The organism is Streptomyces sp. NPDC015345 (genome assembly GCF_043078805.1).
Taxonomy (GTDB): Bacteria; Actinomycetota; Actinomycetes; order Streptomycetales; family Streptomycetaceae; genus Streptomyces.
In genome coordinates, this window is the sequence record NZ_JBIBTX010000013.1 from 153,238 (window position 1) to 173,844 (window position 20,607).

The 20,607-nt window shown below is 70.8% G+C and carries 22 protein-coding genes; 3 read left to right on the forward strand and 19 right to left on the reverse strand.

From position 1 onward, the window contains the following. Positions 1-2 precede the first annotated feature (2 nt). Positions 3-731 (reverse strand): (2Fe-2S)-binding protein, encoded by a 729-nt coding sequence (locus tag ACF062_RS36870; protein WP_392144244.1) that lies wholly within the window; start codon positions 729-731, stop codon positions 3-5. A 236-nt stretch (positions 732-967) separates the two neighbouring features. Between ACF062_RS36870 and ACF062_RS36875 the strand changes: the two genes are divergently transcribed. After that, positions 968-2,113, forward strand: a complete 1,146-nt coding sequence (locus tag ACF062_RS36875; RefSeq protein WP_392144245.1) for a DMT family transporter — start codon at positions 968-970, stop codon at positions 2,111-2,113. A 40-nt stretch (positions 2,114-2,153) separates the two neighbouring features. On the opposite strand, the gene ACF062_RS36880 is transcribed toward ACF062_RS36875, so the two are convergent. The 7 genes from ACF062_RS36880 to ACF062_RS36910 all read right to left on the reverse strand — a co-directional run bounded on the left by ACF062_RS36880 (position 2,154) and on the right by ACF062_RS36910 (position 8,728). Then, on the reverse strand, positions 2,154-3,458 hold the full coding sequence (locus tag ACF062_RS36880) for a transglycosylase family protein (protein WP_392144247.1): 1,305 nt from the start codon (positions 3,456-3,458) through the stop codon (positions 2,154-2,156). Positions 3,459-3,579: 121 nt separating this feature from the next. Then, entirely contained in the window at positions 3,580-4,554 is a 975-nt protein-coding gene (locus ACF062_RS36885) for an acetylxylan esterase (protein ID WP_392144249.1), read from the reverse strand. 479 nt (positions 4,555-5,033) lie between these two features. Further along, positions 5,034-5,738 (reverse strand): aspartate/glutamate racemase family protein, encoded by a 705-nt coding sequence (locus tag ACF062_RS36890; RefSeq protein ID WP_392144320.1) that lies wholly within the window; start codon positions 5,736-5,738, stop codon positions 5,034-5,036. Beyond that, positions 5,735-6,112: a GNAT family N-acetyltransferase gene (locus tag ACF062_RS36895; protein WP_320589051.1), complete on the reverse strand. Its 378-nt coding sequence runs from the start codon at positions 6,110-6,112 to the stop codon at positions 5,735-5,737. Before ACF062_RS36895 ends, ACF062_RS36890 begins: the two co-directional genes overlap by 4 nt. A 41-nt stretch (positions 6,113-6,153) precedes the next feature. Next, positions 6,154-6,570, reverse strand: coding sequence for an aspartate 1-decarboxylase (gene panD, locus ACF062_RS36900; protein ID WP_223778336.1), 417 nt, complete (start codon positions 6,568-6,570; stop codon positions 6,154-6,156). Between the two features lie 116 nt (positions 6,571-6,686). Further along, positions 6,687-7,817 (reverse strand): nucleotidyltransferase family protein, encoded by a 1,131-nt coding sequence (locus ACF062_RS36905; RefSeq protein ID WP_392144252.1) that lies wholly within the window; start codon positions 7,815-7,817, stop codon positions 6,687-6,689. Next, complete coding sequence (locus tag ACF062_RS36910) at positions 7,817-8,728, reverse strand: phytanoyl-CoA dioxygenase family protein (RefSeq protein WP_392144254.1); 912 nt, start codon at positions 8,726-8,728, stop codon at positions 7,817-7,819. Before ACF062_RS36910 ends, ACF062_RS36905 begins: the two co-directional genes overlap by 1 nt. A 241-nt stretch (positions 8,729-8,969) precedes the next feature. Here ACF062_RS36910 and galE point away from each other — a divergent pair, with 241 nt between their 5' ends. After that, positions 8,970-9,992, forward strand: a complete 1,023-nt coding sequence (gene galE / locus ACF062_RS36915) for a UDP-glucose 4-epimerase GalE (RefSeq protein ID WP_392144256.1) — start codon at positions 8,970-8,972, stop codon at positions 9,990-9,992. Positions 9,993-10,027: 35 nt separating this feature from the next. Here galE and ACF062_RS36920 read toward each other — a convergent pair whose 3' ends face one another. Together ACF062_RS36920 and ACF062_RS36925 are read right to left on the reverse strand one after the other, a co-directional pair. Next, positions 10,028-10,777: an HAD family hydrolase gene (locus ACF062_RS36920; protein WP_392144258.1), complete on the reverse strand. Its 750-nt coding sequence runs from the start codon at positions 10,775-10,777 to the stop codon at positions 10,028-10,030. A gap of 65 nt (positions 10,778-10,842) precedes the next feature. Then, positions 10,843-11,166: an acyl carrier protein gene (locus ACF062_RS36925; protein WP_392144260.1), complete on the reverse strand. Its 324-nt coding sequence runs from the start codon at positions 11,164-11,166 to the stop codon at positions 10,843-10,845. 126 nt (positions 11,167-11,292) lie between these two features. Here ACF062_RS36925 and ACF062_RS36930 point away from each other — a divergent pair, with 126 nt between their 5' ends. Next, the gene (locus ACF062_RS36930; protein WP_392144262.1) at positions 11,293-12,027 is read left to right on the forward strand and encodes a class I SAM-dependent methyltransferase; all 735 of its coding nucleotides are present in this window, start codon (positions 11,293-11,295) and stop codon (positions 12,025-12,027) included. Between the two features lie 29 nt (positions 12,028-12,056). Here the strand turns inward: ACF062_RS36930 and ACF062_RS36935 are convergent, their stop codons facing one another. The 9 genes from ACF062_RS36935 to ACF062_RS36975 all read right to left on the reverse strand — a co-directional run bounded on the left by ACF062_RS36935 (position 12,057) and on the right by ACF062_RS36975 (position 20,439). Then, the gene (locus ACF062_RS36935; protein WP_392144264.1) at positions 12,057-12,548 is read right to left on the reverse strand and encodes an NUDIX hydrolase; all 492 of its coding nucleotides are present in this window, start codon (positions 12,546-12,548) and stop codon (positions 12,057-12,059) included. 14 nt (positions 12,549-12,562) lie between these two features. Continuing rightward, a complete protein-coding gene (locus ACF062_RS36940) occupies positions 12,563-13,840 on the reverse strand; it encodes a DegT/DnrJ/EryC1/StrS family aminotransferase (protein ID WP_392144266.1) in 1,278 nt (425 codons plus the stop codon). Continuing rightward, positions 13,833-14,399, reverse strand: coding sequence for a hypothetical protein (locus tag ACF062_RS36945; RefSeq protein ID WP_392144267.1), 567 nt, complete (start codon positions 14,397-14,399; stop codon positions 13,833-13,835). The genes ACF062_RS36940 and ACF062_RS36945 overlap by 8 nt, the downstream gene beginning before the upstream one ends. Beyond that, complete coding sequence (locus ACF062_RS36950) at positions 14,396-15,415, reverse strand: hypothetical protein (RefSeq protein ID WP_392144269.1); 1,020 nt, start codon at positions 15,413-15,415, stop codon at positions 14,396-14,398. Before ACF062_RS36950 ends, ACF062_RS36945 begins: the two co-directional genes overlap by 4 nt. Beyond that, positions 15,412-16,629: a methionine adenosyltransferase gene (locus ACF062_RS36955; protein WP_392144271.1), complete on the reverse strand. Its 1,218-nt coding sequence runs from the start codon at positions 16,627-16,629 to the stop codon at positions 15,412-15,414. The genes ACF062_RS36950 and ACF062_RS36955 overlap by 4 nt, the downstream gene beginning before the upstream one ends. A 41-nt stretch (positions 16,630-16,670) precedes the next feature. Then, complete coding sequence (locus ACF062_RS36960) at positions 16,671-17,474, reverse strand: histidinol-phosphatase (RefSeq protein WP_392144273.1); 804 nt, start codon at positions 17,472-17,474, stop codon at positions 16,671-16,673. A 6-nt stretch (positions 17,475-17,480) separates the two neighbouring features. Further along, a complete protein-coding gene (locus tag ACF062_RS36965; RefSeq protein WP_392144275.1) occupies positions 17,481-18,503 on the reverse strand; it encodes an inositol-3-phosphate synthase in 1,023 nt (340 codons plus the stop codon). Between the two features lie 116 nt (positions 18,504-18,619). Continuing rightward, complete coding sequence (locus tag ACF062_RS36970; RefSeq protein ID WP_392144277.1) at positions 18,620-19,459, reverse strand: SDR family NAD(P)-dependent oxidoreductase; 840 nt, start codon at positions 19,457-19,459, stop codon at positions 18,620-18,622. Beyond that, entirely contained in the window at positions 19,453-20,439 is a 987-nt protein-coding gene (locus ACF062_RS36975; RefSeq protein ID WP_392144279.1) for an aldo/keto reductase, read from the reverse strand. The genes ACF062_RS36970 and ACF062_RS36975 overlap by 7 nt, the downstream gene beginning before the upstream one ends. Positions 20,440-20,607 lie beyond the last annotated feature (168 nt).

Here is a 20,607-nt window from a genome sequence, read left to right on the forward strand (position 1 = left end):
GGTCACCCAGACGCGGCCCCGGGGGAAGAGCGCTGCGGCGGCCGGTCGAAGCAGCAGTCGCCGCACACGCCGCCGCCGGGGCACCGGTAGTACAGACAGCAGCTGCGGCGCCGGAACGCGGTGCCGTCCAGGGTCCCGCTGCCGCGCAGGTCAGGGTGGTCGAAGAGCGCCGAGGCCAGGCCGAGCGCCCGCTCCCCCACGTCCTCGCGCCCCTCCCGCGCCGCCCAGCCGTGCAGTTCCCTCGCGGCTCCCGCGAGCGCGGAGCCCGCGTTGCCCCACAGCAGCCCGGCGGAGATCCGGTACCGGGAGCGCAACGCGTCGGTGAGCGGCGCGAGATGCCCGTGCTGCACGACCTCCCGCACGGTCCCGGCGTCGGCGGGCAGGGTGCGGTTGCCGCCGAGCCACAGGTCGTCGGGCGAGGTTCCGTCGGCGTCCCAGCACAGCAGGGCGGGGTCCAGGTCGGGCACCGCGCCGTACAGCGCCGCGGAGCCGAGCGCGACGGACCAGAGCCGGGCGGCGAGCCCCAGCTGCGCCACGGACACCGCGATGCGCTCCTCGGGGGCGCCGAGCCGCCGCGCCACCTTCCCGACGCGGAAGGCCAACGGGTCGGCGCCGGTCGGTGGGTCGTACACCTTTGCTAGGGGTACGGCGCCGACGGGCCCGGGAGCCGGGCGCAGCGCGAAGAAGCCGCCGACGGACGCGAGTTCTGCCAGGTCGATGGGGGTGTTCACGAGAGCAGTACAGCAAGCCCCGCGCCGCCCGTGCTCCGCGGGGTCTCCGCCTCTGCCCGTAGGGGCCGCACGCCTTGGGGAGGACACGGGCGGGGGCGTACTCCATCGGCAGTAGGACCGATTGCCTGCTCAGGTACGACGACGCGAGGCGATCCGCGCGGCATCGTGGTAACCATGGAAGCCGACCGTTCGCCTCGCCGGGACCACCGGACGCACCGCACGCCGGGGAGCACCTCATGAGTGCCCTCGCGCTGTCCGTGCTGCTCTCGCTCGTCTCCGCCGTCGCGTACGCCGGCGGGGCGATCCTCCAGGAGCGCGTGGCGGCGACCACGCCGGAGCAGCGGTACGCCCCGCTGCGCCGCGGCACCTGGTGGACCGCTGTCGCGCTGAACGGCCTGGGCGCCCTCCTGCACGTCGTGGCGCTCGCCTACGGCCCGCTCAGCCTCGTCCAGCCGCTGGGCGCCCTGACCATCGTCTTCGCCCTGCCGATGGCCGCGCTGTTCGTACGCCGCCGGGCCGGGGCCACGGCCTGGCGCGGCGCGATCATGGCGACGGTGGGGCTCGCCGGGCTCCTCTCGCTCACCTCGACGTCCGGCGCGCAGTCCCTGGACAGCGCCGAGCGCGTCGTACTGGCCCTGGCGACGGGCGGCGGCGTACTCGCCCTGATGGTGGTGGCACACGCGGTGCACCGGCACCCCGTGGTGCGCAGCGTGCTGCTGGCCTGCGCGGCCGGCGCCGCCTTCGGCATCGCCTCGGTCTTCACGAAGACGGTGGCGGTGGACTGGGAGGAGGGCGTGGCGTTCGGCCGGCAGCTGCCGAGTCTCGGCGTCATCGCCGTACTGGCGGCGGCCGGGGTGCTGATCTCGCAGGCCTCGTACCGGGGCGCGGGTCTCGCGGCGCCGCTCTCCACGGTGACCGTCGTGAATCCCGTCGTCGCGGCCGCGGTCGGCCTGACCCTCTTCGGAGAAACCTTCCGCTACGGCACCATGGGCACCGTTCTGGCGCTCGGCTGCGGTGTCGTCGCCGCGGGCGGCCTGATCCTGCTGACCACGGAGCGGATCGCCCGGGAGACGTCGACCGCCCCTGAGGCCGGGGCCGCGGAGGCCGGGCGGCTGCCATCGGCGCGGGTGGCGCCGTCGGCGGCTGTGACGTCACCGTGGTTCCAGGGGGCTCCGGGGTCCCAGGGGTCGCTGAAGCCCTCCGCACCGGCGCTGCCGGCACCCGCGCCGCCGGTCCCGGCCCCGGCCCCGGTAGAGCCACGGTTCAGGCCCGAGGCGGCGCTTCCCGCCGTGCCGTCACAGCTCGTTCCGCCGGTGACGGCGCCGACGCACCACCTGGTGTCGCACCGGCGCCCGAAGCGCCGGGAACGCATCGGGTCCTGAGCGGCACCGCCGCACCGCGGCGCCCCGGAGCCGACCCGCCTCAGATGCGCACGCCGCGGGCCCGCAGGTAGGCGAGCGGATCGATGTCGGAACCGAAGCCGGGCCCCGTCCGCACCTCGAAGTGCAGATGCGGGCCCGTGCTGTTGCCGGTGGACCCCGACCGGGCGATGCGCTGGCCCGCGCCGACCTGCTGCCCGGCCTTCACCGAGAGCGCCGACAGATGCCCGTACTGGCTGTACTTCCCGTCGGTGTGCCGTATGACCACCTGGTAGCCGTAGCTGCCGCCCCATCCCGCGGAGACGACCTGCCCGGCGGCGACGGCCTTCACGGACGTCCCCGTGGGCACGGCGAAGTCGACACCGGTGTGATAGCCCTTCGACCACGAGCCGCCCGCCGCGCGGTAGGGCGTGCTGGGGGACGCGGCGACCGGGGCGGAGGCGGCCGACGAGGTGGCGGGCCGGGCCTGCTTGGTGGGTGTCGAGGAGGCCTTCGGGGGGCGCGGCTTCTCGCGCTCCTTCTCGGCGGCTTTCCGCTCGGCAGCCTTCCGCTCGGCGGCCTTCCGCTCGGCGGCCTTCCGCTCGGCGGCCTTCCGCTCGGCAGCTTTCTTCTCCGCGGCCTTCTGTCGCGCCGGAGCCCCGGCCCGGTCCTCGGCGCGCCGATCGGCCTTGTCCGTGCCATGGGGGACGCGCCCGCCCTGACCGTGCACGGAGAGCCGCTGCCCCGGCGTGATCAGGTCGGGGTCGGCGCCGATGACCCGCCGGTTCGCGTCGTACAACTGCTGCCAGCCGCCTCGGACCCGGCGCTCGTCGGCGATCCCCGAGAGCGTGTCGCCGCGCACCACGGTGTACATCTCGGCGGTACCGGCGGTGGACTGCGGGGTCACCTCCGGCTTGACGTCCCTGACGTCGCGCTTGGGCGGTTTCGGCTTGCTCGGGGCGCGGGCCGGGGCGACGTCGGGCGAGCCGCCGCCCTTGGTGAGGCCCGCCTTCGCGGAGCACACCGGCCAGGCGCCGGGACCCTGCGTGCCGAGGACCTTCTCGGCCACGGCGATCTGCTGGTGCTTGGTGGCGCGGTCGGCACGCGACGCGTAGGCCGTGCCGCCGTACGCCTCCCAGGTGGACTGCTTGAACTGGAGGCCGCCGTAGTAGCCGTTGCCGGTGTTGATGCTCCAGTTGTTGCCGGACTCGCACGCCGCCACCTTGTTCCAGGTGTCGACGTCGGCGGCGCCGGCGGTGCCCGCCACGGTCAGCGGGAGCGCCATGCCCGCGCCGCCCGCGGTGACCGTGAGCGACGCACGGTTGATGCGGTTCGGCTGATACTTGCGGTGCCGGCCCCGTACGGCCATTGCGAGCCCCCTCGGACACACGTCATCACGGATTGCACACATCGGACACACGACAAGCCCGCAAGCTAGCCGGTCGGACCAATCCATGACAAGGGCCGGGCACCGAGGGGGCGCTGACAAATCACCCCTTCAAGTACCCCTCGATCCAACGAAGTTGGACTCCCTGCTGGTAGGGGCCACCGCCCTCGTGATCGTTGAAGGAGTACACCTCCATCGAACGCTCGCTCCCCGCGTACGCGTTGAAGGCGGCGAACACCGTGGAGGGCGGACACGTCTGGTCCTCCAGGGCGGTGGAGAAGAGGGCGGGCGCCCGCCCCCGGGCGGCGAAGTGCACGCAGTCGAAGTAGGAGAGTGTCCGAAAGACGCGCTCCTGCCCGCCCCTCCGGGCCTTCAGATACAGCCCGATCTCGTTGTACGGCGGCCGGTCGGTGAGGGTCGTGGCGCGCGGGAAGTCGCACAGGAACGGCACGTCGGGCGCGATGGCGGCCAGGTCCGGCACGAGACCGCCGACCGCGAGCGCGAGGCCGCCGCCCTGGCTGACGCCGAGCGCGGCGACCCGCGAGGCGTTCACGAGGGGGTGGGCGCGGACGGCCTCGACGGCCCGGACCGCGTCGACGTAGAGCCGCCGGTAGTAGTACTCGTGCGGGTCCTCGATGCCGCGCGTCATGTACCCGGGGTGGGCGGGCCCGCTGCCCACGGGGTCCGGGGTGTCGCCCTGCGCCCACCCGCCGCTGCCCTGCCCACGGGTGTCCATGACGAAGTGCGCGTATCCGGCCGTGGCCCACAGCAGATGCATGTGCGGCAGGCCGCGTCCGCCGCCGTATCCGATGTACTCGACGACGGCGGGCAGCGGTTCCCTCACGTCGGCGGGCAGAACCAGCCATCCCTTCACGGGATGCCCGCCGAACCCGGCGTACGTGACGTCGAAGACCCGCACACCCTCCAACGGCAGTTCCACCGCCTCGAACCGCGCGTGCAGGTCGTGCTGCCGCGCCTCGAGCAGCGTCTTCTCCCAGAAGGCGTCGAAGTCCTCGGGCTCCGGCAACTCGGGGCGGTAGCGGCGCAGTTCGTCAAGGGGCAGATCGAATTGGGGCACGGACGGCTCCTCCTTCGTACACGGCGTCGGAGCCTCACGCTATGCCAGTCGTCCCGCGCCCGGCAGGGCCGCTGACACGCCACAGGGGCGGGACCGGTCGGTCCCGCCCCTGTGGGCGCGTGTCAGGACACCCTGTGCGCATGTGTCAGGACAATGGCCCCGGCTGAGGCTCGGGCGGCGTCGGTTCCGGTCCCGGCGGTGTGGGGATCGGGGACGGCGACGGCTCCGGTGCGGGCCGGGGCTCCGGCCGCGGCACGGGCTCCGGGTCCGGGAAGGGCCTGTCCGGCCCCGGAGACGGCGGTCCCGGAGACGGCGGCGCCGGCGGTACGGGATCAGGGAACGGATGGGTCATTGCGATCCTCCAGCCAGTGGTTCGTCGGCTTCTCCCCCGCCTACCCGACACCCCCGGCCCCAAGCCTGACACCATTCCGGATCCATCGCCCAGCCGGTGGGGCAGACGCGCGACCGCCCCTGGGCCGCTATCGGACCCCGGCCGGACCCGCCGCACTCGGCACCGTCGCCCCGGGCGCCTCGCCCGAACCGTCCGCGACGACGGCGGCCGCGGCCGCCGCGAGCCCCACCCGAGGGCTGGCGAACACCGGCACCGGCCCGTCAGGGACGAGTTCCGACGCCGCCGCCATGGAGGCCTGCGCCAGCACGACCGCGTCGGCGTCCCGCACACCGCGGATCGCCGCCGCCACCGCCCGCGCGTACCCCTGCGCATCCCCCGCCAGGAACCGTGCCCACGCCCCGTCGACCACGACGGGGCGCACCACGACCTCGCGTCCGGCCGTGCGCGCCTCCTCCTCGACCAGCGCCACGGTCGGCGCCAGGGTCGACTCGACGGTGGCCAGTACGGCGACACGCGACCCGGCGGCGACGGCCGCGGCCGCCATGGGCCGGTCGACCCGCAGCACGGGAACACCCACGCGCGGGCCGAGGGCCTCGGCGACCGCCCCGATGCTGGAACAGGTGCACAGAACGGCCTGCGACCCCTCCCCCACGGCCTTCACCAGAGCGTCCCGCACCGCCGGAGCGACCGCCTCGGGCCCTTCCCGCCCGGCCCGCTCCAACAGGGACTCGTCGACGTGATGCCGGAGCGCGAGCCCCGGGTGGTGGGCGTCCCGCAGGCCGTCGAAGACCGGCACATGGACGGACGACGTATGCAGCAGCCCCAGGGTCACCACGCCGACGGGTCCGTCCGGACCTTGTCCAGCGCGGCCCGCATCAGCGCGTCGGAGGCCGCCGGGGCCTGCTCCGGGTGGCGCTCGGCCCACTTCACGACGTACGAACACAGCGGCGCGACCGCGGCGCCCTCCCGTGCGGCGATGGCGTACAGCTCCGCGGTGAGCTCGCCCGCGATGCCCTTGCCCTCATGGGCGGACGCCACTTCCGTGTGCACGGGCACGAGCGCGGTCTCGGCCGCGCCGCCGGGCACCTCGTCGGACTCGGTGCCGGGCACGTCCAGCGTGAAGTAGTCGATGTGCCCGACGACCTCACCGCCGTCGGACGCTTCGAGCACTCCGCGGGCCCGGTCGTCACGGATCTCCACGCTCATCGCCTCTCCTCGCAGTAGACGCGGGACGCGAGAGCCCCGCTTCAGACGCTCAGCGGACTCCGCGCCGTCTCCGGGTCCCCCGGCACGGCCTCGGCGGGATCGTCACCGAGGGCGACCACCCGATTGGCCTCGTCGACGTGCACGACCCGCGGCCGCAGCGCCCGCGCCTCGGCGTCCTCGACCTGGGCGTAACTGATGATGATCACCTTATCGCCGGGATGGACCAGGTGCGCGGCCGCGCCGTTGATACCGATGACACCGCTCCCGCGCCGCCCCTCGATGGTGTACGTCTCCAGGCGGGCGCCATTGGTGACATCAACGATGTGCACGAGCTCGCCGGGCAGCAGATCAGCGGCGTCGAGAAGGTCGGCGTCGATGGTGACGGACCCCACGTAGTGCAGGTCGGCCTGGGTCACCGTGGCGCGGTGAATCTTGGATTTGAAGAGAGTACGCAGCACTTTGGACTCCTGTATGACGGCTCCCTGCCTGCTTTGTGCAGGTCAGGTGCGCTTTTCACTGTACATCTGACGCCGTTCTCGGCGGTGGGGCGGACATGCGCGGTGAGCACGCTCTTCTACGGCAGCGGCGTCAGGGCCGGCGCGGTCACCTCGCGCAGGCGCCTGCGCATGTCGCCGTGCCAGGTCAGCCGCCGGCCGCCCGCGCCTTGGGCACTCGCCTGCCACCCCGGGTCCGCCTGTGCCGCGAGACCCAGTTCCTCCAGGATGCCCGCCCCGAAGAGGGCGTCGGTGTGCGCGCTGACCCAGGCCATCGGCTCGGCCAGGCCGAACTCCGCGACGGCGGCCCCGACGTCACGGCGTACCTCCGGTGACGAGCGCCGCCACTGCCGCAGGATGTCGGCGAACTGCGACAGCGCGAGGTCCTTCGTCACGATCGTCCGCTGGAGCCATCCCTCCCGGAAGACGTGCAGGCACAGGAAGAGGAAGGCGTGGGGTGTGCTCAGCGCGGGCAGGACGCCGCCGATGACGGGTACGGGCGCGATCTGCTCGACCACGCGGCGCATCGGCACCTGCCACGCGCTGCCGTGCCAGGTGAGGCTGTTGGCGACGTCCACGGAGACATGCGGTACGCAGATGTCCTCGGTGAGCAGCCTGAAGTGCGGGAGGTGGTCCGGTGACATCCGGTACGACCGCCGGTCGAGCCGGGGCATCTCCTTCAGTTGCCCGGTCTCGGGGTCGAAGACGGCGTCCGGCGTGTAACCGAGGTCGATCAGTGCCGTCCTCGTCCGCTCGCGGTCCTCCGGAGCGATCATCAGGTCGATGTCGTTGAAGGAGCGCACGGCGGTGTCGTCGTACAGGGTCGACTGGAGCGTCACCCCCTTGGTCCAGGCGGCTCGCACCCCGGCGCGGGCGAGCCCGTCGGAGACCCGGGCCGCCTCCCGGGTGAGCAGTCGGCCCCGGTGCTCGCTCAGCCGCAGCTGGTTCAGCACGGGGGTGCGCAACCGGTGCGGCAGTGCCTTCCGCAGTCCGTGCCGGTTGAGGAAGTCCGCAAGGGCCGGCAGCAGGTTGTGGCGCATCGCCTGCTGGATGAGCTCTCCGTGGTCGAAGTCCGGCCGCTGCAGATGAGCGGCGCGGGCGTCCGGTTCGGCGTCCAACCCCTGGTGCTCGGCGACCAGTTCGAGCACGGCCCAGGCGGTGTCGTGGCCGCCGAGCGGATCGAGGCGGTCCGGGGAGTACCGCACCGTCATCAGGCGCCGTATCCGTGGTGCTCCCCCACCGGCCCGGCGGTGGAACGGCGCAGATCGTGCGAGACGCGCATGCGTCGGCGGGCCTCGGCGCGGTCGATCGGGTGGCTGTCGTCCCACTCGATCGAATTGCGCATCAGCGCGGCGAGCGCCGGGTCGATGCCGTCGAGATATCCGGGGTGGCGCATGTACGAGTACGAGGTCTGGCCGCCGGTCGGTTCCTCCATGGACTGGACGTTCATGTGCAGGGTCCTGCGGAACTGGTCCGGTGCGCACGATCCCCGGTGCAGCATGTGGTAGTTCATGTAGATGACGTCACCGGGGCCGCACTCCACCTGGACCTCACCGGGCAGCGGGCCGGTACTCCGGGCGTAGACGGCCTCGCGCTCGACCTCGGTGAGGGGCCGCCGGTGGGAGCCGGGGATCGCCCGGAACGACTTGTCATCGGTCAGGCAGACGTTGAACTGCACGTGGCGGGGCTTGCCGTTGGGTTCGAAGTGCTCGTGCTCGTGGTTGTCCTTGTGCCAGTTGAGCTCGTAGGGCATGAATTCCGGCGACCACAGCAAGTGGGCCGCCCAGAAGCGCAGGTTCGGGCCGAGCACGGCATGGCTGAACTCCATGAACTTCCGGTGGCCGAACACCGCGCCCAGTTCCGGCTCGTAGAGGTTCGGCGCGAACATGTTGTCGACGCCCCAGGTATCGACGGCGCCCTCGACCCTGTTGGTGTATCGGGGTACGGTCGGCGCGCCGAAGGCCGACGGATCAGCCCGCACTTTGCCGACCACCCGCTCGCTCGCGGCGAGCATGCCGGCTACTTCTTCGGGAGCGAACACGTCCCGGACAACTGTGTATCCCTGGACGGCGAACCGCTCCACATGAGCTTCCAGGGTTTCTTCCGTCGGTGCCGCACTCATCTGAGCCGCCGCCTTCCCGTCGAAACGGTTCGGACTCGATTCCTTGCGGGCCGAGGTTAGCAGCGGTTTAACCGACCGGCACCGACTTCAAGTTTCCGTTTAAAGTCCCACGCCGCAGGCAGAATCGGACGAAGTCGAGGCATGACGGGCCCCACGGGTCGGGTACGAGGAAAGCACGCTCCACCGACAAGGGCGAGCGGCCGCTGCGCACGCGTACAGTCAAAGGGAATTGGAGCCCTTCATGCCAACGACAGCACTCGTGACCGGCGGAGCCGGTTTCATCGGCAGCCACACCTGCGTCGAACTCCTGAGGAACGGCCATTCCGTGGTCGTGGTCGACGACCTTTCCAACAGTTCACCGCAGGCCCTTGCGAGGGTGGAGCAGATAGCAGGGAAGCCGGTCCACGCATTCCACCAGGTGGACATCAGGGACCGGTCCGCTCTCGCCGACGTGTTCACCCGCCATCGCCCGGACGCGGTGATCCACTTCGCCGCTCGAAAGGCGGTCGGCGAATCGGTCGCCCTGCCTGTCGAGTACTACGACACGAACGTGGCCGGAACGCTCACCCTGTTGTCCGTCATGCATGAGCACCATGTGCGGCGCCTGGTCTTCTCGTCGTCCTGTTCGGTCTACGGAAACGCGACCAAGGTGCCTCTGAGCGAACTGGACCCGGTCGGACCCACGAATCCGTACGCCGCGTCGAAGCTCATCTGCGAGCAGGTGCTCGCCGATCTCTGCCGACGTCTGCCGGACTGGCAGGTGCTGGCCCTGCGCTACTTCAACCCGATCGGTGCCCACGCCAGCGGCCTGCTGAACGAGGAGCCCCGGGGCGCGCTGAACAACATCATGCCGCTCCTGACCCGCATCGCGGTCGGCCGGCTGGACCGGCTCGACGTGTACGGGGATGACTACCCCACCGCTGACGGCACGGGCGTGCGCGACTACATCCACGTCGTGGACGTCGCGGAGGCTCACCGCACGGCCGTGGAGCGCATCGGCGAGGCGAACGGCATGCGCACCTTCAATCTAGGCACCGGTCAGGGCACGTCGGTCCTCCAGCTGGTGCGCGAGTTCGAGCGGGTATCGGGGCGCACCATTCCCTACCGGGTCACGGGGCGCCGCCCGGGGGACGTGGCCGTCCTCGTCGCCGATCCGACCGCGGTCGCCCGGGCGTGGAACTGGACCACCACCCGGGACCTCGCCGCCATGTGCCGCGACGCCTGGCGGGCCCAGCAGCGCAATCCGGCGGGCTACCTCGCCTGACGCACGGCGGGCTACCTCGCCTGATACACGGCGGGCTACCTCGCCCGACGCGCATCGCACCGCAGCAGATCGCGCAGGTCCACGGTCTCCAGGTAGGCGCCGAGAGGCCGGTCCAGGCAGACGCGGGCAGCCGCGCGGGCAGCCGTGGAGCAGCCCTGGACGGCGACGCCGACGCGGCTGGCCGCGAGCAGGTCGGCGTCGTTGTCGCCGTCCCCGAAGGCCACCACTCGGCTCAGGTCCTGCTCGCCGAAGCGTTCGGCGAGCAGTTCGGCCAGGCCGGTCGCCTTGCCCCGGCCGGCCGCGGTGAACACCGTGGCATCGAAGGCGTTGAGGGGCCGTCGTAGCGTGCCGGCGACGTCCGGAGGTGCGGCGTCGAACACCACCAGCCGACTGACAGGTCCCGCCGGTGCGGCGACGTCGATGTCCCTGCGGGGGATGCGGTACGCCATGGCGTACGCGGCCGCGGCGCGGCGACTGGAGGCGACGAGCCGGCCCTCGCCGCACGAGGCGACGACGTCCGCGCAGGCCCGCACCACCTGGTCCACGGCCGACAGGGGCAGCGTGGCCGCCGTCCGGCAGTGCCCGCCCGCTCGGTCGAGGACGACGTCACCGTCTTCAAGGAGCACCTCGGGGTGGAAGAGGGTGAGCAGCGGGTCGGCCCCGGCCAGCCGCAGGAACCCGGGGCGCGATCGCCCGGTCACGACGATCGGGAGCAGGCCCAGGTCGCGCAGCCTGGACGTCCCGGCCAGCACCGACGCGGTCGTCGCGCCGCCCGCGTCGAGCACCGTGCCGTCCAGGTCGAAGGCGGCATACCGCAGCCCGCCTTCGGCGCGGTCGGGCAGCGCGGCGCCTATTCCTGCACCTTCTTGTCGAGGAGGCCGACGATGCTTTCGAGGGTCGCGAAGTTCTCTATGCTCAGTTCGTCGTCCTCGAAGAGGACACCGAATTCATCTTCCAGGTACAGGGTCAACTGGACACTGGTCAGGGAATCGAGGCCGTGCGCGGAGAGCAGATCGGTCTCCGGGAAATCGGTGGGCGAGTTCAGCAGGGCACCGACATTTTTCCGGACCTTCTCGGTTATCTCGCTTCTTTCCAATGGAGTCCTCACAGCCTCGCGAAATGGGCAGCCATTTCGGATCAGCCTAGGATCGGCCTCGGTCACCGTCAACGACATTCAGTCTCCGCTGGATGACCCCACATTTCGTTGTCGCGGGTTTGTGTCCGCTGCTACGATCCACGATCGGCTCGCGTGCCATCGGCACAACCGGACCTTTTCGGGCGAGAAAGAGGTAAGCACTCCGTGATCATCCGAACCGAATACGCCAAGCTGTACATGGATACGCAGTTGAACCACAGCTCGGGGTATTTCACCGATGCCGACATGTCGTTGGACAGCGCTCAGCGGGCCAAGACCGACGCGGTGTTGCGCAGTTGCCGGATCCGGCCGTCGATGCGCCTCCTGGACATCGGCTGCGGCTGGGGCTCGACCGCGCGCGCCGCGGCCGACGCGTACCGGGCCGAGGTGACCGGCATAACGCTGAGCAGTGAGCAGCACGCGTACGCCGTCGCGCGGGAGACGGGCCGACCGGCCGACCGGCGCGTCGATTTCCGCCTGCAGCGGTGGGAGGAATTCGACGAGCCGGTGGACCGCATCATCTGCGTCAACGCATTCGAGACCTTCGAGAACAAGGACTCGTTCCTGCCGCACTGCCGTGCCCTGCTGCCGCCCGGCGGGGTCATGGTCATGCTCGCGGTGACCGCGGAACGGCCGATCTTCCGGGTCACCCCCAAGGGCCGGGTCGTCACGCTCGGCGAGAGCGCCGGGTTCGATGTCGCCGTCTCCGATTCCCTGAGCACGCACTACGCGAGGACCCTTGAGCTCTTCGTCGAGAACCTCCGGCGGAACAGGGCGGAGGCGGTCGCGCTCGCGGGTGAGGTCGAAGTGGACAAGCAGGTGGCGCACTACGCGCAGTGCGCGGAGTTCCTCCGGCGCGGCATGAACGACATGTTCGAGTTCGTGTTCACCGCTCGATGAGCTCCGCACGGCCCCGGCCACCCGGCCGCTCAGGTGATGCGGAGGGGAACCGCGGGCGGGCCGTCGGCCAGCACCGCGCGCACGAGGGCCACGAATCCGGGCGGGCGCACCACTTCCGACGAAGCCGCCAGTTCGTCCAGTGACCACCACCGGGTCTCCTTGATGACCTCGCGCTCGCTGTCGGTCATGAACTCGCCGGTGGTGCGGGTCTCGCGGCTGAGGCAGAGGAAGTAGCGCTCGTGGCTGCGCACCCGTCCGTGCTTCGGCAGGTCCAGTTCGAGCTCGCGGAGCCACACTTCCCTGCCGATCTCGACGCCGACCAGACCGGTCTCCTCGTACAGTTCGCGGATGAGCGCCTGCTCGGCCGTCTCCCCCTCCTTCACTCCTCCCCCGGGCGTCACCCAGTAGTGGAGCAGGTGCGGATTGGCCGGGTCCACCGGCGTCGAGTCCTCGGCCCGCAGGAGCAGGACCTCAGCGGATTCGTTGAGCACCAGACCCCGCGCCGAGGGCCGTACGCGCATGTGTCCGTCCCTCCTCATGCAGCCGCGGCACGCGTGTGCCGGCGCAGTCGCTCCGCACCGGCCGCAATCTTACGGAACGCCTCGGCCATGCCCGTCAGCATCCGTGTCGACAACGGCTGCGGATAGGCGGGCAGCCGCCAGGCCGATCTCACGTACTCCTCGCTCCGCGGCAGGTCACCGGCCCGGTACAGCCGCCGGTCCGGGTCGACGGGGTACGTGGTGATGCCGGTCTCGGCGCGGGAGAAGAACGGTTCCCTGTGCAGGGGCAGCGACGTCGGCACGGTGGCCGGTACGCCCTCGGCCCGCAGGGCGTCGATGAACACCGAGCGGGGCAGCCCGCCCCACTGGGCCGGGTCGTACAGCGGCTGATAGCTGTAGCCGCCGTGCCGGGAGACGTGGTCTTGCCGGGGCGCCGGGGCGAGTCCCGGGGTGTCGCGGAGGATCTCGTCGTACGCGCGGAAGTTGTCCGCACGCCATTCGAGGTACTGGTCCAGCCGCTCCATCTGCCCGATGGCCAGCGCCGCGCCGAGCGGATGCATGCGGTAGTTGAGGCCGTAGCCGAGTTTCGCGAAGGGCACCAGGTCCGGTGTGCGCACCTCCGTTTCGGACCGCGCCGCGAAGTGGCCGAGCATGACCGCACGCTCGTAGACGGTGGTGTCCGATGTGACGAGCATCCCCCCTTCGCCGGCGGCGACGAGCTTGCGCCCCTGGAGGCTGAACGCCGCGACGTCGCCCCTGGTGCCGACCTCCGCCCCGGACGTCGCGGCGCCGTGCGCCTGGGAGCAGTCCTCCACCACCTTGAGGCCGTGGCGGCGCGCGAATCTCAGGGCGCGCTCCATGTCGACCGGGTGTCCTGAGAGATGGGTCACCACCATCGCGCGCGTACGCGAGGTGACGTGCCGTTCCGCGTCGTCGATGTCGATGTTGCCGGTGTCGGGTTCGGCGTCGACGAGGACCGGTGTCGCGTTGCACGCGACGATCGGCATGACGGTGGCCAGATAGGTGTACGTCGGGGCGAGCACCTCGTCGCCCGGGGCCAGCCCGATCCCGAAGAAGGCCGAGTGCAGGGCCGCCGTGCCCGAACTGGTGGCCAGCGCGTAGGGCCGGTCGAGCCTCGTCTCGAACAGGCCTTCCAGCTCGGCAACCATGCCCTCGCTGGCGTCGTACGAGATCTCGCCCCGCCGGGCGGCGTCGGCGACGCGGGCCACGTCGGCCTCGCTGACGACGGGCCACACCGTCCGGTCCGGTTCGCGCACCGTCGGCTCACCACCGAAGATGGCCAGTTCACTCATGCGTGGGCTCCTTTTCCAGGGCGTCCGCCGTGCGCAGCGCACGGACCAGGGCGTCCGCGTCCGGGTGTCGGACGCGGATCAGCCGGACACCAAGAGGTGCCAGGCGCCGGAACAACTCCTCGTTCGCCCGGCGTTGTTCGCGGTGGACGGAGATCGCGTACCAGATGATCGAAGCGGGGCCGATCGCGTGCCACCACGTCTCGACGTTGCCGGCCGACCACAGCGGCTGGCGGCGCCGGGCGCGCGCCACCGTCCGCCGGACCAGGCGCGGCAGGCCGACCCGCAGCGGGGTGTCGACCCAGACGACCACGTGCGCCCGAGCGGCGTACGCCTGGACCGCGGCGCCGTACTGGCCGTCGACCACCCATCCCGGCTCGTCGGTCCGCGCGGCCACCGCGTTCAGGAACTCGGCGGTCTCGGCCGGCACCCATCCCGCGGCCCAGAACGCGTCGTCCAATTCGATGTGCCGCAGTTCGAGCGCGGACGCCAGCCGTCGCGCGAGGGTCGACTTGCCCGCGGCCGGCGTACCGACCACCCAGACGTTCACTCCAGCGCTCACATCCGGTCCAGGGCGGCCACGAACTTCACGGCGTCCGCCCAGTCCATGTCCTCGGTCAGTTCGAACAGCGGACCCGTGTGCTCCCCGCTGGCGACATCGGGGTCGCCCGCCACCCACGCGACCGCCTCGGCGGACAGGCCCGCCTCCGTCAGCCGCCGCCCGAACGCGGTGTCCTGCGGACGGATCGCGGAACCGCCGACCGAGAAGTAGCGGACGATCGTGGCCATCCCCTCGGGCGCGCCCGGGGAGACGTGGACGCCGTTGCAGCGGGTCGACACCCGGTCCAGCCCGAGCGACCCGCGCTCCCTGAGCAGGATGCCCTTGATCGAGTGCGGCTCCGCGTCCCTCGGGTCGGTCGCACCGATGAGGTCGCGCCGGATCACCGGCAGCGCCAGCTCGGACCAGCATTCGAGGAGCGCGATCGCCCCGCCCGGCGCGGTGAAGTGGGCGACCTGCTGGGGGTGGAACGGATTCAGCACGATCAGGTCTTCGCCGTCGACGGACGCCCGGATCGCGTAGGTGCCGGTGCCGAGCTTCGCGACCGCGGTGTTGCGGGTCAGCAACTCCAGCGCGTAGGGCGTCAGTTCCGGGATCTCGTCGAGCAGCTGGAATCCCCCCACGACGCGGCCGCTCGCGGCTCGGAACCCGGGGTAGGTCTCGTCCAGACGCTCGACGGCGGCGGGCGACATGCCGGCCTCGCCCGTGCGGGCGATGCGGTTGAGCGCCGGGTAGTGCGACTCGACGACGGCGTGCCGGGCGACGAACCCGCTCGACAGGACACGGACCGCGCCGATCTCGACGCCGCGGTCCGTCAGGACGTCAAGCACCCGGGCGAGCGGCCTGGCGCCGTCACCTCCCCGGGGGAGCACCAGCTCGGGTTTGAGCATCACCAGGAACTGGTGCCGGTCGGCATGGCCGCCCGGTGCGTACGGCCGGACCCATGCCTCGGTCTCCGCCAACGGCTGCGCGGCGCACCGCCGGACGGCGGCGGCGATCGTGGCGGCGAGTTCGTTCACCACATCGTGATCCCGTCGAAGATCAGTTCCCTGGTCACGTCGCCCATGTTCGCCAGCCGCTTCGCGATGATGGCGTCCGCGACCGAGCGCTGATCCTCGCTCAGCTCGCCGTGCGCCTCCACCACCACCTCGTCCGGTTGGTCCAGGCGGGCTTCCTTCGAGGTGAAGATGTGCGTGTCCACCGGCAGGCCGATGGCCTCGCTCACCTCCCTGGCCAGTTGGTGCGCGAGCACGCCGTACAGCTTGCCCGTGTGGTCGAGCGGGTTCTTGCCCGCCGGGGCCTCGATGCTCATCGAACGCATCGGTGTGATGAGGCCGTTCAGGCGGTTGCCGCGGCCGACGACACCGACGTCCCCGGTGTCCGCGACCGAGCCGAGCGCGGTCAGGTAGGGCCGCTTGTTCCGGTCGGTGGGGTTGAACAGGAGGTCGGGCTCCAGGCCGAAGGTCTCGCGCAGGTACTCCGCCACGTGCTGCCGGCATTCGGCCTTGCGCCGCAGGTAGGTCTCCATCGAATCGATGTGGCGCGCGAGGAAGGGCATGTTGACGATCAGCCGGTACTCGTCCTCGCGGCGGCTGCCGAAGACCTTCACGTCCCACCCGGTGTCCGGGTGCTTCTCCTTGAACCCGGCCCCGTTGATCAGCTGTTCCGTACCCATCACCATCGCTTCGAGCGTGCTGAGCGGGTAGTAGCCGTGCAGCAGGTTGCAGTCGTTCGACACCAGGTCGGTGTCGCCGATCTCGATCAGGTCGTCGATGACCTGCGGGCGGTAGCGGGAGTGCCCGCGCCCCGATCCCTGGTGGTCCACCACCTCGCACTGGACGGTGAGGTGGCGCTTCGGGTCGAACCCGGTGGTCACCTCGGAGAGTGTGTCGGCCGCCGCCCGGAACAGGATCTCCTCGAGCGGGATCGGCTGGTCGGCGTAGCGGTACGCGCCCTTGCCCGCGTACAGCACGGTGTAGGGCTTGGTCAGTTCGCCCTCACCGAAGTCGATGGTGGCCTCGCCGCCGAAGAGCACGACCTTGTCGAACCAGTGGTGTGCGACCCGGCCGAAGTGCTCGACGCAGTACTGCGCGTAGTAGCGCGAGGCGCGTTCGGCGATCGCGTCGCACATCGTGTCCGGATGACCGACCCCTTTCCGTTCGACGAGTTCGTAGGCGGGTGTCGCCGCACTGCCGTGGGAGGCGGAAACGATGGAGACAAAGGTCCCGGTCACCGGGTTCCTCCGTGAGTAGGTCCGACGGGAACGAGTTGTTGCTACAGGGGGAGTTCGATCCGGCGGCGCCGCTCGAAGACGTACCAGTGACGGTGGCCGAGTTCCCGGAGCGTCCGGCGTACTTCCTCGTGCTCCTCGCCGACGCGTTCGGGGTCGTGCGCGTCGGACCCGAACGTCATCCTGACGCCGTAGTGGGCGGCCATCTCGAGGATGTCCGGGTCCGGGTACCAGCCGCCGCACTCCTTGGTGCTGCCCGACGTGTTCACCTCGACCACCACGTCGGTCTCGGCGAAGGCGCGCACCATCCGTTCCGTCGCCGGGGTGGCGATGGACGACATGGCGGGGCACGCCGCCTTCACGGCGTCGACGTGGCCGAGTACGTCGAACAGCCCGCTGCGGGCCGACTGGGCGACCAGGTCGCAGTACTTCTCCTTCGCCCGCTTCAGGTCGTCGTCGGTGGCGCCTTGCCAGCGTTCCGGCCGGAAGAGGTCGACGCCGTCCATGACGTGCACCGACCCGATGACGTAGTCGAAGTCGTAGCGGCGCAACGTGTCGCCGTAGAGGCCCGCGTGCTCGGGGAAGAAGTCCGACTCGACGCCCACCAGGATGCGGATCCGGTCCGCGTACTCCTTGCGCAGTTCCTCAGCCTCGGTGACGTACCGGGGGAACTCGCTCTTCGCCATGGCGACCCAGGGGCGGTGGTGGTCCTCGGGCTCGGCGAAGAAGGGAGTGTGGTCGGAGAAGCCCAGCGTGTGGAGCCCGGCGTCGATCGCGGCGTGCACGTAGTCGCGCATGGTTCCCCGCGCGTGGCCGCACCGGTCGTGGTGCGTGTGGAGGTCGAACATCCGCGATCAGTCCCGGGCGACGCTGTCGACGTACTCACGGAACCTGCGGATGCCCACCGACTCCGGTGCGCCCTGCGGCGGGTTCTTGAACAGGAAGGCGCACACCTCGTCGACACAACCGGCGTGTCCGCGTTCGGCGGCGGCCTTCGCGACGCGCACCGCGTTCACCAGGACCCCGGCCGCGTTCGGGCTGTCCTCGACCCGCATGCGTACGTCGAGCACGAGGTTCGAGTCCAGTACCGAAGCCGCTTCGATGTTGATGAAGCAGGTCTTCTCGTCGCCCAGGAACTCCACGAAGCCGTTGGGGCCCGCCGAGACGGTGCTGGCGTCGATGCCCGCCGCGCTCAGGGCGCTGCGCTTCGTCCGCACCTTGCCGGCCGCGCGCCCCGGATCGGAGAGGTTGAGGAAGTCGGTGTTGCCGCCGACGTTCAGCTGATAGGTGTTGACGACGGAGAGCCCACGCGACTGGAGCAGTTCGATCAGCGCGGTGTGCAACGTGGTGGCGCCCAGGTGGCTGCGCAGGTCGTCGCCGAGAAGCGGTACGCCGCCCGCGACGAACGCCGCGGCGAGTTCGGGCTCGTGGGCCACCGGCTCGGGCGTCGCGTTGACGAAGGCGACGCCCGCCTTCACCGCCGCGCGGGCGTACGCCTGTACGGCGCGGGTGGAACCGGTCGGCAGGAGGCACACGAGTACGTCCGCCGCGACCTCGGTCAGCCGGTCGGCCACGTCGTCGACCGTCACCTCACGGCTCGTCGGGTGCGGCTCGACGACGCCTTCCAGGTTGCCGCCGACGCCGTCGAACAGCGGGCCCGGCTCCACGATGACACCGGTCGGCTCGACGTCGACGTGGAGCACCGCGGCCACCGGCGGGCTGGTGATCGCCTTCACCACGTCCAGGCCGACCTTGCGGCGATCGACGTCGAACGCCGCGACGAACCGTATGTCGTTCACCTGGTACCCGCCGATGCGCGCGTACATGATGCCGTTCATCGGTCCGGTGCCCGGCGGGGTGAGACCGGCCGTCTGCACGAGACTCGAAGCGCACGATCCTATTCCCGCGAGAGCAACTCTGATTTCGCCCATGGGTCCTTCCGTCCGCATAAGTAGGGTGAACGCCTGGCCGGCCGCTCAAAGGCCCAGCCGGATCACATGGCGGTGTAACCGCCATCGATCATGAGATTCTCCCCGGTGATGAAACTGGCGTCATCGGAAAGAAGGAATGCGATCGGACCCGCTATCTCCTCGGGGTCCGCCACCCGCTTCAGCATGTGTCGACCGCCGATCTCGGGGTCCTTTTCAGCGTTTTCCCGCGTCATTCCCAGTACGTCGCGGTGGAAACGTTCATTGTTCGCGTTCCACACCGTTCCGGGGTTGACGGCGTTGACCCGGATCTTCCGGTCCGCCAGGTCCAGGGCCATGCAGCGGGTCATGTTGGCGACAGCCGCTTTCGCCGCGTTGTACACCACGTAGTCGGGTTGCGCGATGTGTCCGGAGATCGAGGCGATGTTCACGATCGCGCCGCCCCGGTCGGCCATGTGCGGCACCACGTGCTTGACGCACAGCGCCTGGCCCATGATGTTGACGTCGTTGCTGCGGCGCCACTCGTCGACCGTGGCGTTCACGCCGCGCATGATGAACACGGCGGCGCAGTTCACGAGGAAGTCGACCCGGCCGTGCCGCAGGACCGTGCCTTCCACCGCTGCGGCCACCTGCTCCTCGTCCGACACGTCCGTGAGTGCGTGCCAGGCGGTGCCGCCCGCGGCCGTCACCTCGGCCGCGGCCGAGGGACCGAACTCCGGATGTGCGTCGGCGATGGTCACGGCGACGCCCTCGTGGACCAGCCGGTCGACGACGGCTCGGCCGATGCCCTGGGCGCCGCCGGTGACGACGGCGACCTTCCCGTCCAACCCGCGCATGACGAAGTCTCCTTGTGTCGGATGGCGGCAGCTCGGGCTGCCCGGTGTCGGCTTGCCGCGGGTCACCATGCCCACGCCTCGGGTGCCGGTCCTCCCTTTCCCGGCGGTGGGAACAGCTCGTCGAGCCGGGCGGTCACCGCGTCGTCGAGTGCGAAGGTGAGCGCCGCGGTCGAGGCCGTCAGCTGTTCCGCGGTCCGGGGTCCGATGATGGGCGCGGTGACGCCGGGACGGCCGAGCAGCCAGGCGAGCGCGACCACGGAGGGGTCCTGGCCCAGCTCGGCGCAGAGCTTCTCGTACCCGGCGATCGCCCGTGCCCCGCGCCGGAGGTCGTCGGCAGCGCGGGCGCCGGTGGAGCGCGCCGTGGAGCCCTCGGCCTGGCGGCGCAGCACTCCGGACAGCAGACCGCCGTGCAGCGGGGACCACGGCAGCACGCCGAGGCCGAGGGCGGACGCCGCCGGGATGACTTCGAGCTCCACGTAGCGGGCGAACAGGTTGTACAGGCACTGCTCGGACACCAGGCCCAGGAGGTGACGTTCGCGTGCCACGGCCTGGGCCGCGGTCAGGTGCCAGCCCGCGAAGTTGCAGGAGCCCACGTAGCGCACCTTGCCCTGCGCCACCAGCGTCGCCATCGCCTCCCAGATCTCGTCCCACGGGGTCGAGCGGTCGACGTGGTGCATCTGGTAGACGTCGATCCAGTCGGTGCCGAGCCGTCTGAGGGAGGCGTCGCAGGCCTTGATGATGTGCCGTGCGGAGAGGCCGCGGTCGTTGGGCCAGTCGCCGGTCTTGCCGTACACCTTGGTGGCGAGCACCACCTTGTCGCGCCGGCCGCCGCCGTGGCCGAACCACCGCCCGATCAGGGCCTCGGTGCCGCCGGGGCCGGACTTGCGACCGTAGATGTCGGCCGTGTCGAAGAAGTTGATGCCGAGGTCGAGTGCACCGTCCATGATCGCGTGACTGTCCGGCTCGCTGGTGTGCGAGCCGAAGTTCATGGTTCCAAGGCCGAGTCGGCTGACGACGAGCCCGGTGCGTCCGAGGTGGGTGTGTTCCATCAGTTCAGTGCCGCCAATGAATGCCCCTCAAATGAATTCCGCCGGGAAAACCGGAAAGCCGACGTCATTCCCTGAATTCGGATTCGGCGGGTCATGTCGCGTCATGACGCTCGCTTCACCGCACCGGTAAGATCGATCACGGATCGTAGCAGCGGGTTCGGATACGCG